Origin of the sequence: Tissierella carlieri (assembly GCF_018917285.1) — a bacterium.
GTDB classification, from domain to species: domain Bacteria; phylum Bacillota; class Clostridia; order Tissierellales; family Tissierellaceae; genus Tissierella; species Tissierella carlieri.
The window spans coordinates 66,847-80,648 of the sequence record NZ_JAHLOH010000042.1 but is presented as its reverse complement, the minus strand read 5'-3'; the positions used below and the strand labels follow the sequence as shown (position 1 = coordinate 80,648).

The window sequence follows — 13,802 nt, the reverse complement described above, 5'->3', positions numbered from 1 at the left end:
ACGCGAAGGTCTTGTTCCCTTAACCTATATATACTATAATTTAATAGACCATAATAAATTAAGGGGGCATGACAATGAGTAAAAGATTTATTAGCATTTTTATGGCGATCATTCTAGTATTAGGACTTGGTATGCCAACATTAGCAGCAGAGGAGATTGTTTTCAATGATATTGGAGAATCACCTTATAATCAAGCTATAGTGGAGTTACACACTAAGGGTGTTATTAGCTCTAACCCTAATAATAAGTTTTATCCTGAAAGAATATTAACAAAGGCAGAGGCTGCTGCATTATTAGTAAGAGGTTTTAAGCTATCTGAAATTGAACCACTTATGGTAGAAAATACAGAGCTAGAAAAGAAATTTAGCTATAGCAATCCGCTAGAAGTAATAACAGATGCATTCTCTATTCCTTCTTCAAAGGATATAGTTAATCATTGGGGAATGAATTATATTGAAGGATTACTGAAGGTAAGGGCAGATAAAGTTGTTGGTAATGAATATAAACCAAATGATACTCTTACAAAAACAAAATTTACTGAGATGATAGCTAAGGTAGTACTTGGAGTAGATAAAGAAATTGATTTCATTCAAGAAATGGTTGATTTAGGTCTTGTTTCTAAGGAATTTGCTACTTCTGATGAGTTGATAAATAGAGAAGAAGCTGCATATCTTCTTCACAATATCTTATCTAATCCTAATTTTAAAGTAATCACTGTATTTGCAACATCTGATATTCATGGTCATTTGGAACCATATAAAGCAACAGGAATGGAAAGAGAAATAGGTGGACTTTCTAAAATGAGTAAGATTATAAAAGATTTTAGAAAAAAACAGCCTAACACTTTATTAATAGACGGTGGCGATGCACCTTATAATACCAACATTGCTAATTTATTTGAAGGAGCATCAACTATAGAGGTAATGAATGAAATGGGTTATGATGCTATGGCATTAGGAAATCATGACTTTGATTTTCCTTTCGAAGTTATGAAGAGAAATGCTGGTAATGCTAAATTCCCATTCTTATCAGCAAATACTTATTTTGAAGAAAAATATCCAGAGTTTTTAAAACCATCTATTATAAAGGAAGTAGATGGAATTAAAGTAGGGATTATTGGCATAACAGATGATATGAGTCATGTATATACTCATCCTAATAATGTTAAAGGAATTACTTTTAAAGAGCAATTTGAAGCTACACAAAATGCTATAGATGCTATTAAGGATGAAACAGATATAATAATAACTCTTGCACATATTCATGGAAACAATCCGATACTTCCTACAAAGGTAAAGGGTATTGATATAGAAATCGGTGGTGGACAAGACGTAGTTGGATTTCCACAAGATATTGAAGGAACTTGGTTAATTTCTCCTGGAAAACATGCAGAAGTATTAAATCAGATAAATATTAATGTATTAGATAATAAAATGATAGGTCTTAATTTTGCACATATTTTCTTAACTGAAAATCTTGAAAATGATCCAGTAGCAGAAAGCATAATAGGGAAATATAAGACTCAATTAGATGAAAAGATGAAAGAAGTAGTAGGAGAATCTACTGTAGCCTTAGATGGTGAAAGAGGAACAGCAAGAATGAAAGAATCTAATTTAGCAAATTTAATTGCAGATAGCTTATTAGATATAACTGGTGCTGATATTGCTCTTCAAAATGGTGGTGGAGTAAGGGCAAGTATTGCCCAAGGGCCTATTACTATGAATGATGTGTATGCAGTTTTACCATTTGATAATACAGTAGTTGTAGTAGAAGCTACTGGTGAAACTATATGGAAGACTTTAGAGCATGGAGTATCTTGGTATCCAGGAGCTGCAGGTGGCTTCTTACAAGTAGCAGGACTTAAATATACATTTGATGCATCTAAGGAAGTAGGTTCAAGGGTAACAGAAGTATTAGTAGATGATAAACCTATAGAAATGGATAAAGTTTATAAGGTTGTATCAAATGATTTCTTAACAGGTGGAGGAGATAATTTCACTATGCTTAAGGATGAAACAACAGAAACATTGAAAACTAAGCTTTATTTAAGAGATGTTTTTGTAGAATATCTAATGAAAGTTAAAACAGTATCTCCAGAATTAGAAGGAAGAATAACTGTTATTAATCCAGCAGAATAATATAGAAATCCCAAGGCTTTGAATGTAGCCTTGGGGTTTTTAAATTTGGAAGAAATTTATAAAAATTAGATAATATAATTAACTAGAGAAAAAAACTCTTCAGTTTGATATAATTATTTTGAGGTGTTGATAATGGATTATAACGAAATCAAAATAAGTACTTCTTGTACATTGGATTGTTGGGATTCATGTTCTATTTTGGCTACTGTATCTGATAACAAGATTATATCTCTTAAGGGAGATAATAGAAACCATATTACAGGTAATGTTTTATGTGCCAAGGGTATGAGGTATATGGATATGATAAACCATCCAGATAGAATTAGAGAGCCGCTGATAAAAGAGAAAAATGGATGGAAAAGGGCTAGTTGGGAGGAAGCTTTGGATCTAGTAGCAAGTAAGCTTCATGAGTTGAGGGAAACATATCCTACTACTGCCTTGTTACATTGTAATCATGCAGGCAACGTAGGACTACTTAAAAAAGTGGAAAATAGATTTTTTAGTGCATATGGTGGAGTTACTGCTGCAATAGGCAGTTTATGCGTAGGAGCAGGAAGTGAAGGTCAAAGATATGATTTTGGAAAATCTCTAAGCCATGAGATTTCCGACGTTGTAAATTCAAAGACTATCATTATATGGGGAAGAAATCCTATGGATACTGGACTTCATCTTGTTCCGTTTTTAAAGGAAGCAAAGAGAAGGGGAGCATATATCATAGTTATAGACCCTTTAGAGACAAATACAGTAAAACTAGCAGATATGCATATATCTCCATTGCCAGGGACCGACGGAGCATTGGCTCTTACAATGGCAAATATCCTTATTGAAAGGGGATTAATTGACAAGGAATTTATAGATAAGTATGTAGTAGGTTTTGATGAGTTTAGGAGTTATATAAAGGATTTTACCCTAGAGAAAGGGGCTAAAATATCTAGTGTTCCTATGGAAGATATTGAAGTTCTTGTAGATAAATATGGTAAATCTAAGCCTTCTTCTATTATAATTGGATTTGGAATACAAAGATATACCAATGGAGGCTATACTGTTAGAACCATTGACGCCTTAGGTGCAATAACTGGAAATATTGGAATAGGCGGGGGAGGAGTAAATTATAATAATAGCAGGATGAATGATTATGTTGATCATGAGCTTCTGTCAGGAGACACACTAAGAAAACACCATAGAGTATTTTCTAGACCTAAAATGGCTGAATTTATTGAAACAGCAGAAGACCCAAAGGTAGAGATTATATTTACTACTAGGGCTAATCCATTAACTCAATTTATGGATAGTAACAGAATGGCTAGGGCATTTGAAAAAGTAGGATTTAAAGTTACTATAGATATGTTCATGACAGATACAGCAAATCTATCAGACGTTGTTCTACCTTGTCGCCATTTTTTAGAGGAAGATAATATAATTTGTCCTCCATCTAATCACAATTATATAAATTATTGTAATAAGGTAATAGAACCAAATCCTTGGATACCATCTGAGTTGTTGATTTGGAATGAATTGGCTAAGAGATTGAAACTAGAAAACTTTCCTATAGAGAATAGTGAGTGGTGGATAGAAAAGGCACTAAAGCCAATGACTGATTTAACGGGTATAACTATAGATGATATAAAGTCAGGTCCAATAATAGTACCTGGAGCTACTCCTGTGGCTTGGGATGATAAGAACTTCCAAACACCTAGCGGAAAATATGAACTTTATTCTAATCTAGCTAAGAGTCAGGGTTTTGAACCTCTCCCTGTATATAAAAGTATAGATATGGAACCAAATGAAGAATATCCTTTTTATCTGCTTACTCCACATACTAAGGATTCACTTAATTCCCAGCATTTTGTTCTAGTGGATGAAAAACAATTACCTATCGTATATATACATAGTGAAACTGGATCTAAGATGGATATAAGGAATGGCTCAGTAGCTGAAGTATTCACAGATACTGGTAGTTTAGATTGTGTAGTTGAGTATAATGACAGCATAAGAAGAGATATACTGATGATATATCAGGGATGGTGGATACAAAGATTGGGAGGAGTTAATAGACTTATCTCTGAGAGATATTCCGATATGGGTAATAATGCAGCTTATTATGAATGTATATGTAATATAAGATATAAGGCTTGATTAATTAAGAGTGTTTTGGATTCTTTAAATATATTAGGAATAATATCTTAGATGCATTTATTATATCTAGAAGTATTGTAAATATAGGAGACATGAGGATTCTTTTGGATAAGAATCCTCATTTTAATTTAAACATTATAAAAATTACCATATGAGCTCTATTGCAGTTATTCATATTAATTATATATAATATACTTATTATAAGATTTTTAAATAAGTGTTTTTAGGAGGACGCCATGATTAACGAATTAGAATTACAAGAGTATTATGATTTAGCACAAAAGATTGCTGAAGCTATTGAGGCGGTTCTTAATTTAGATGTTACGATGATGAATGAAAATATGGATCGGATAGCTGGAACTGGAATATATAAGAAAGAACTTAATAATAAAATTGCGAAGAACTCTGCATTTGAAAGTTGTCTTTTATCTGACGAATCTTTTGTTATTATCAATCATTGTAAAAATGAATCTATATATAATAGATGTACTAATCGTATTCATTGTCAGGAATTAGCTAAGATCTGTGTACCAATTAAGTGTAAGGAGAAGAAAATTGGTGTTTTAGGTGTTATAGCATTTAATGATGAACAAAAACATCGAATACAAAGTAATAGAGATATTTATTTAAACTACCTTGAAAAGATGGCATCTTTATTAGGAGGTAAATATGATCAGTATCAAATGGATCTATCTAAGAAAAGATATGCACAAAGAATGAACGGTATCTTAAATACTATAAACTCAGGTGTAATCCTATATACAGACAGTGGAGAGGTATTATATACAAACAATGCACTAGAGGGTATATTTGCTGAGGTTGGTATTGAAAATATAGATGATTTTGTAAGTGAGATAAGGAAACATAAGAAGCTTCAAGAATTATTGGAATCAGGACAGTGTATACGACCCTGTGAAATTGCCATAGATATTCTTGGAATAAAATATACGCTCCTTGTGACCATAACTTATTTAAATATGGATAATAATTCTAAAGAAATAATGCTAACTATTCAAAATATAGATTATTTTAAGAAACAAGTTATGCAATCCATTGAAAAAAATCATATCAGGCTAAAGTTTGATAATATCTTAGGAATCTCCAAAGAATTCTTGGAAGTAAAGCGATTAGCTGAAAAGGCAGCTTTATCTGAATCTAATATATTGATTCAGGGGGAAAGTGGGACAGGCAAAGAATTATTTGCGAGAGCTATACATAATTCCAGTGACAGGAGGGATTTCGCATTTGTCCCTATTAACTGCGGAGCTATTCCCTATGACTTATTTGAAAGTGAATTCTTTGGTTATGAGAAGGGGGCTTTCACTGGGGCATATGCTAACAAAATTGGTAAGTTTGAAGTAGCGGATAAAGGGACAGTTTTCTTGGATGAAATTGGAGACATTCCCTATGATCTTCAAGTAAAACTATTGAGGATTTTACAGGAAAAAGAAGTTTGCAGGATAGGCAGCAATGTCGTAAAAAAAGTTGATGTAAAGATTATTGCTGCATCAAATAAAGATTTGCTAAAGAGAGTTAAAGAAGGGCTTTTTAGGGAAGACCTATATTATAGATTAAATGTAATACCTATAATGGTACCTCCATTGGTCAAACGACATGAAGATATCTTATATATTGCAAACCATTTTATCAAGTATTATTCTAAACTGCTTAACAAAGATATCCGTGGTCTAACACAAGAGGCTATTAATCTAATGATGGAATATCATTGGCCTGGTAATGTTAGAGAGATGCAAAACCTTATAGAATATGCATGTAATTTTGAAACTGGAAGTCTAATAAGTAGTCAAGTGATAGAAAAGCGTCTTGAACCTAAGAATGAAGGATTTACTAAACGATTTGATGGTGAATCTTTATCCAGCTCTTTAGGTATAGTAGAAAAGGAAATTATTATAAGATGTATAAATAAATATTCTTATTCTAACACAAAAGACCAAATGATCAGTTGTGTTTGTAAAGAATTAGACATCAGTAGAGCAACATTATATAGAAAAATAAAGGAGTATAATATCTGTCTCAATCATGAGAATTATCTCAATCATGAGACGATAGATAAAAAGGACACTAAACGACAAAAATAGACATAATTTTTTAAAAGTTGTCTCATTATTGAGATGACTTTTTTTATAACCAATAGGAAGGTTTTGCTTTAATATTTCAATATCGATAATTTAATATCAAGAAAAGCTACCTTTAACGCGTCCATAGGCGCTTTTTTTATTTACTTAGAAAAAGTGATAAAAAGTATGGCATGGTTCTTGCTATATTATAGAAGATAATTAAATATACAATAATATTAAAAATTACAGGAGGATATTAAATGAAAAAAGTTATTATTTTTGGAAGTAAGCATTGACCCGGATGTACACCTGCGAAAGAGTTTCTTTCTACAAATGAAATAAAGTTTTTGTATCTGGATATTACAGAAAATTTGTTTAATTTAAAGCTATTTTTGAAACACAGAGACCATGCTCCAGAGTTTAAAGATATTAGGGAAAGCGGACGAGTTGGCTTACCTTGTATTGTAATAAATGATGGAGAACAAATTGTCTTTGATTATATGACTTTAGATATTGAGGACATAAAAAAATAAAATAAGGAGGTTAAAAAGGTGATAAAAACTTTGGGAGTTTCTTTTGAAAAGATGTATAAACGCCCTCTTTATAAGATATTTTTGTTTGTATTTGGAATATTATCTCTTCCTTTTGTTTTATTTAAATATTTAAATAATAGAAGAGAAAATCAATATGAAAAATTGAAAGAAGATATTGCTAATAGGCTAATAAAAGAGGGTGTAAAGGATAAGATTATTAAGGATACTGAAGAACAATTAAAGAATAAGCAAAATTTCTTTAAAAAAGAATTAAGTAAAGAGGATTTTAAGAATAGAGTAAATAAAAATACAGAGAAGAAGTTTAACGAAATATTGATGGATGAGCTAGTCCTTGAAGCTAAAAAAAGAGGAATCAAGAATATTACTTTATGCAATACTTTTGTAGAATTGTTTAACAATAAGGTATTTCTTGCAATATCTATAATATTATCTCTTCCCATGTATGTATTGATATTGATCTATAGTAATCCTTATACAAAATATATATTTGAAAGACTTTTAATGATGATATTTGTTATATTCGGTGTTACTTGGCTAGTATTTACTATACTATATTTGTCTCCAATGGACCCAGCTATAAATGTTCTAGGGCAAACAGCTACACCAGATCAGGTTGCAGAGTTCAACAGGATTAATGGGTTGGACAAGCCATACTATATACAACTATTCAATACATTTAAAAGTTTAATTACCTTTAATCTAGGAAAGTCATATGTAGGAAATGAAGATGTTTTAGCTGCAATTATGAGAAAGTTTCCTATTACATTGCAATTAACATTTGCTTCCCTCATCATAGCTGTTGCTATAGCAATACCTGCAGGGATTATATCTGCAATAAAGCAATACTCATCTTTTGATTATATCTTCATGCTAGTAGCTCTCCTAGGATTGTCAATACCTACATTTTGGATGGGATTGATTTTAATATTAAATTTTTCTATAAAGGTGCATTTGCTTCCCGCTACGTTTATTCTAGGAGATTGGAAAACACTTATTATGCCTAGTGTAGTTTTGGGAACATCATTAGCTGCAACTGTAGCCCGTATGACAAGGTCTTCTATGCTTGAGGTAAAAAATATGGATTATATTGTTACAGCCCGTGCTAAGGGTTTAAGTGAAGGAAAGGTTATAACTAAGCATATACTTGGAAATGCAATGATTCCTATAGTTACTGTTATAGGATTACAATTTGGAGGTATGCTTGGAGGTTCTGCCGTAACGGAAAAGGTATTCAATATTAATGGTATTGGCAGCTTCATAGTGGATAAACAATTCATTCCAGATATACCTATAGTTTTGGCAGGAGTAGTATATGTTGCAGTGATTATAAGTTTGGCTAATCTTGTAGTTGATATTATGTATTCATTTTTAGATCCAAGAATTAAGTCCAAGATGAAGTCATATTAGGAGGAGGTGGAGACTTTGGAAAACAAACAATACTTAAAAAGAATAGAAAAAAGAAAACTAGATAGTTTTCAGGAATATAGAAACTCAGCTTTTGCTTGGGGAATATCCCTAATCCTTGCACTTCTTATTTTAGGATTTGGTTTTGATATCTCAACTAAAAAGATAAATTCCATAGCAATTATAGTAGGAGGCATTTATCTTGTATCAGCTATATTCCAATATTTAATAACAATGAAGATAAAAAAAGAAATATTACAGCTTAATGATATTAAAAAATCTACAAGAATAGTAGGATATCTTTTAATACCTTTTGCAATAACAGGTAATTTCTTTATGGCAATAGCTGGCTTTACTTTAATTAAAAAAGAAAAAAATATAGAATATACTTTATGTATTTATGCTATTTTAACGTCTTTTACAATTATGCTTATATCAGCACTAAATTTATTTAAGGCATATGTATCCAATACCTTTATGTTAGGTATGGGAATATTACTAGCTATTACGATATTTTATATATTTACCATGGTAATGGTTTCAAAGTTTGTAAAGGGAAAAGTAGTTGATAAAAAACTTTTGCCCTTTGCATTCCCCCTAATCCTTAGTGTTTTAACAGGGAATGTATTTGCATTCTTATTGGGATTGATAATCATAAGTAAATTAAGACAAAAAGATGAGGAAATCTCTATAGAATGGATCGACGTACTTAGAAGATTGTTTAGAAACTATATGGCAGTTTTAGGAATGTTTATGGTAATTCTACTTATTTCTCTATCAATTTGTAGTAATTTAACCTTTGATTATTCTATTGCCATTGATAATAACTATGAAACTATTTTGAAATCTCCTTCATTGGAATTTCCTTTTGGTACAGATAATTATGGTAGATGTGTTTTTACTAGAATAGTCTTTGGGGCTAGGATATCCTTAGTAGTTGGTACTATTGCAACTTTAGTCCCTGTAATCATAGGTGGAATCTTAGGTGCAATATCTGGCTATTATGGTAAAAAATTAGATAATGTGATTATGAGATTATTAGACATTTTATATGCAGTACCAGGTATATTGTTAGCTATCGCAATTGTGGCTGCCTTTGGTGCAAATACAATTAATTTAATTTTGGCTCTAAGTATAGGTTCAGTTCCTGCCTATGCCAGAACTGTAAGGGCTACTGTAATGAGTATATCTAATAATGAATTTGTGGAAGCAGCTAAAGCCTGCGGAGCAAAGGATTTTACTATAATATTAAAACATATAATTCCTAATTCTTTAGCACCTATAATTATAAGAGCTACTTTAGGAATAGGTGGAGCAGTACTTTCTACTAGTTCTCTAAGTTATCTTGGATTAGGGGTAGAACCACATATTCCAGAGTGGGGCAATATCCTCAAGATTGGAAGCAACTACCTTGAGACTAATCCTTATTTAGCCATATTTCCAGGGTTAGCGATTATATTGATAGTATTATCTTTTAATTACTTTGGCGACGGTTTAAGAGATGCACTAGATCCTAAATTGAAGTAAGAAAGGAGAGGGAATTTTGGAAAAAGATAAGATATTAGAGATAAAAAATCTTCACGTACATTATATTACAGAAGATGAAACAGTAAAAGCAGTAAATGGTGTGAACTTATCCTTGAAACAGGGTGAAAGTTTAGGTCTAGTTGGAGAAACTGGTGCTGGTAAATCTACTACTGCTTTAGCAATAATGCAATTAGTTCCATATCCTCCAGGTATTATTACCCAAGGAGAGATAATATTTCAAGGAAAAAACTTAATTTACAATACGGAAAAAGAAAATCAGCAAATGAGAGGGAATGGTATATCCATGATATTCCAAGATCCTATGACTTCTCTTAACCCCATTATGACCATAGGAGAGCAACTTTTAGAAGTTGTAATGACTCATAAGAAGTTAAATAAAGAGGAGGGAAAGAAATTAGTTTTAGATTTATTGAAGGTTGTAGGAGTAAAAGAGGATAGGTACAATGATTATCCACATCAATTTTCTGGTGGGATGAAGCAAAGAGTAGTTATAACTATGGCGTTATTATGCAATCCTCAACTTTTAATAGCAGATGAGCCTACTACTGCATTAGATGTTACTATACAGGCACAAGTACTAAAGATTATTAGTGATTTACAATCAAAATATAATATGGCTATGATACTCATTACTCATGATTTAGGTGTTGTAGCAGAAACTTGTGACCATGTAGCTATAATGTACGCAGGAGAGATAATGGAAAAGGGTACTGTTAAAGAAGTATATACAAATGCTAAACATCCATATACAAGGGGACTTTTTGAGTCTATACCAAAGCTAGACGAAGATAGTGAAAAGCTCATTCCGATTCCTGGTTCTGCTCCTAACTCTGCTGATTTACCAACGGGATGTCCATTTCATCCAAGATGTAAGTACAAACAAGATATATGTGCAGAATTAGCTCCAACGGTTAAAGGCAAGGAGCATCAATATAAATGCCATTTTTCATTATTTGAAAATGGGGAGGGCAACTAAGATGAAACATATACTGGAAGTAAATAATTTAAAAAAATATTTTAGCGTACCTAATGGAAATCTTCATGCAGTTGATAATGTAAGTTTCACCATAGATAAAGGTGAAACCTTAGGTATAGTTGGAGAATCAGGATGTGGAAAAAGTACTTTGGGGAGAGTGATACTTAGACTTCACGAACCCACTGCTGGAAGTGTCCTCTATGATGGCATGGATATTACAACCTTTGATAATGAAGAGATGCGTCAAATGAGAAAGTATATGCAGATTATCTTTCAAGATCCATATGCTTCATTAAATCCTAGGTTTACTATATCACAGATTATTGAAGAGCCACTTAAGCTTCATAACATATATAAGAATGAGAAGGAAAGAAGAGAAAAGGTAGAATACCTCATGGAACAAGTAGGATTATCCAAAAGGGCATATAATCTTTATCCTCATGAATTTGATGGAGGCAGACGTCAAAGAGTAGTTATAGCAAGGGCCTTATCTGTAGATCCATCATTTATAGTATGTGATGAGCCAGTATCTGCATTAGATGTTTCTGTACAAGCTCAAATTTTAAACTTATTAATGGAACTTCAACAGAAGTTAGGATTAACCTATATATTTATTTCCCATGATTTATCAGTAGTAAAACATATATCTGATAATATTGGTGTTATGTATTTAGGACAGCTTATTGAAAAAGCTCCGAAGAAAGAAATATTTAGGCAGCCATTACACCCATATACTGTAGCTTTATTATCGGCAATACCATCTATAAATATAGAGGCTAAAAAGAAAAAGATTATTCTTGCTGGAGAAATAGTTTCACCTATTAATCCACAGCCTGGATGTAGATTTGCCGCTAGGTGTCCTTTTGCAATAGAACAATGCAGAAATGAGAATCCATCCTTAAATGAAGTTGAAAAGGATCATCATGTAGCTTGTTTTAGATATAAAGAAATTCAAGATGGTACTCTATGCTTTGAGACAAAATAATGAGTTCTGTTTTGTTTTAACTAAAGGAGGGGGTATCGGAAATAATAGATGTTAATAGGAAATGATATTAATTATATAAAAGGAGAGATGAATAATGAAAAGATTTATATCTATACTGTTAATTTTAGTGATGGTATTAGGTGTTGCAGGATGTAATGTAAAGACTAAGGATGATGTAAAAAACAACACTCAGGATACAGCAGCTTCTGGAGATTCATCAGTTAAACCAGTAGATATTCAGATATTATCTATGAGCTCAAATGAAAAAGATGTAAATATAGTAAGAGATCAACTTGCAAAGGCAGGTTTCAATGTTAAACTAAATATTCAACCTGATTATGGTAGCTTTACAGGACAAAAGGAAGCAGGAAACTATGATATAGCAATCTCTGGATGGACAACTGTTACAGGAAACCCTGATTATGCAGTAAGATCTATATTTACAACAGGTGGAGACTATAATGATTATGGATTATCAAATCCTGAGCTTGATAAATTAGTTGAAGAAGCTGCTTCTGAAACACCAGAACAATATAAAGAAACTTATAAAGAATTTGAAAAGGTTCTTGTAGAGGATAATGCATATATAATTCCACTTTATTCCAGTCTTAAGAGTCAAGCTATAAATAAAGATGTATTAAAAGCTGATAGTGTTAGATTGAGTAAATCTCGTTCATTGCCTTGGGAAGAAATTGATTTTGTAGACCAAAGTAAAAGAACTTCTTCACCATTTATAATGAGCCAAACAATGTCATCATTAACATCCATGGACCCTATCAAGGGAAATGACGGTTCAATCAATATAATAAATACAAATATGCATGTAAGATTAGTTAATTTAACAGACGATGATGAAGTAACCTCTAAGGGTTCTCTATCTTATAATTATGTTATTGAAGAAGGAAATCAAGAGTATTACTTTATACTAAGAGATAATGTAAAGTTTGCTAAAGTTGTTGATAAAAAGGCTGTAGATACTGGAGAATTAGTAGCTGCAGAAGATGTTGTATTTTCCATGAATAGAGCAAAGGACAAGAATTCAGTTCCAGACCATAGAACTTATAGTTTGCACTCAAGTATGGATAAAATCGAAATTATTACAGACTTAGCATCATTAGAAGGCTTCAAGGAGTCAGGAAAAGAAACATCAGTAAAGTCTGCACTAGAAGCAGGTTTACCAAGTGAAATTAAAGAACTTGTTGCAGATAAAAAAGATGTAAATAATGCAGCTGGAAAATACCAGGTAGTTAAAGTTACAACAACTCATCCTTTCCCACAGGTATTAAATTATTTAGCACATCAATCAGCAGGTATTGTTTCAAAGAAACAAGTAGAAGCAATTAATACTTATGATGTTGCAAAATATGATAAAAATAAAGATATAGCTTATGGAGACCAATCAACTGTAACTGAAGGTGCAACATATAATAATACTCTTACAGTTAGTGGACCATATATTATGCTTTATAAAAATGACTATGAAGTAGTATTTGAAAAGAATCCTGGATATATGGCAGGAACAGAACACGAGCCAAGAATAAATAGAGTAGAAGTTAAATTTATAAAAGATCTAGACAGCTCACTTTCAGCACTTAGAAGTGGTGAGATTCATTTATTATATAGTGTACCAGAAGATAAATATCCATTAGTAGAAGGAGATTCCAAACTTACTCTACAAAAAAGACCAAGCAATGCAGTGTCCTATGCATTCTTCAATCTACTAGGAAAAAGTGAGTTTTCAGATGAAAACTTAAGAAAAGCAGTATTAAATGCAATAGACCAAGATCAAATCTTGGCAGTATACAATAATTTAAAGATTAAGGCTTATTCAACAATTAGTACCTTAGTAGATACTGGAAATGTTCATAAGGCTGACCCAGCAAAAGCAAAAGAGTATATACAAAAATATTGGGATTCAAAGAAATAATAGTATAACAAGAAAAAATTCATCCTTTACACCTTATAAGTAAGGGATGAATTTTA

General features: G+C 31.8%; 9 protein-coding genes. All 9 read left to right on the top strand.

The features are described 5' to 3' along the window. The first annotated feature begins 74 nt into the window (after positions 1-74). The 9 genes from KQI38_RS13730 (at position 75) to KQI38_RS13690 (ending at position 13,746) form a co-directional block, all read left to right on the top strand. Positions 75-2,138 (top strand): 5'-nucleotidase C-terminal domain-containing protein, encoded by a 2,064-nt coding sequence (locus KQI38_RS13730; RefSeq protein ID WP_216560360.1) that lies wholly within the window; start codon positions 75-77, stop codon positions 2,136-2,138. A 132-nt stretch (positions 2,139-2,270) separates the two neighbouring features. After that, positions 2,271-4,274: a molybdopterin-containing oxidoreductase family protein gene (locus KQI38_RS13725; protein WP_216560357.1), complete on the top strand. Its 2,004-nt coding sequence runs from the start codon at positions 2,271-2,273 to the stop codon at positions 4,272-4,274. Positions 4,275-4,510: 236 nt separating this feature from the next. Continuing rightward, positions 4,511-6,373 (top strand): sigma-54 interaction domain-containing protein, encoded by a 1,863-nt coding sequence (locus KQI38_RS13720; RefSeq protein WP_094901081.1) that lies wholly within the window; start codon positions 4,511-4,513, stop codon positions 6,371-6,373. Between the two features lie 371 nt (positions 6,374-6,744). Continuing rightward, positions 6,745-6,885: a hypothetical protein gene (locus KQI38_RS22035; protein WP_246565847.1), complete on the top strand. Its 141-nt coding sequence runs from the start codon at positions 6,745-6,747 to the stop codon at positions 6,883-6,885. 18 nt (positions 6,886-6,903) lie between these two features. Further along, positions 6,904-8,313: an ABC transporter permease gene (locus tag KQI38_RS22030; RefSeq protein ID WP_216560354.1), complete on the top strand. Its 1,410-nt coding sequence runs from the start codon at positions 6,904-6,906 to the stop codon at positions 8,311-8,313. 15 nt (positions 8,314-8,328) lie between these two features. Then, entirely contained in the window at positions 8,329-9,837 is a 1,509-nt protein-coding gene (locus tag KQI38_RS13705) for an ABC transporter permease (RefSeq protein WP_216560351.1), read from the top strand. A 16-nt stretch (positions 9,838-9,853) separates the two neighbouring features. Beyond that, entirely contained in the window at positions 9,854-10,834 is a 981-nt protein-coding gene (locus tag KQI38_RS13700; RefSeq protein WP_216560348.1) for an ABC transporter ATP-binding protein, read from the top strand. A 1-nt stretch (position 10,835) separates the two neighbouring features. Next, positions 10,836-11,819: an ABC transporter ATP-binding protein gene (locus tag KQI38_RS13695; protein WP_201259810.1), complete on the top strand. Its 984-nt coding sequence runs from the start codon at positions 10,836-10,838 to the stop codon at positions 11,817-11,819. 94 nt (positions 11,820-11,913) lie between these two features. After that, complete coding sequence (locus KQI38_RS13690) at positions 11,914-13,746, top strand: ABC transporter substrate-binding protein (protein ID WP_216560345.1); 1,833 nt, start codon at positions 11,914-11,916, stop codon at positions 13,744-13,746. Positions 13,747-13,802 lie beyond the last annotated feature (56 nt).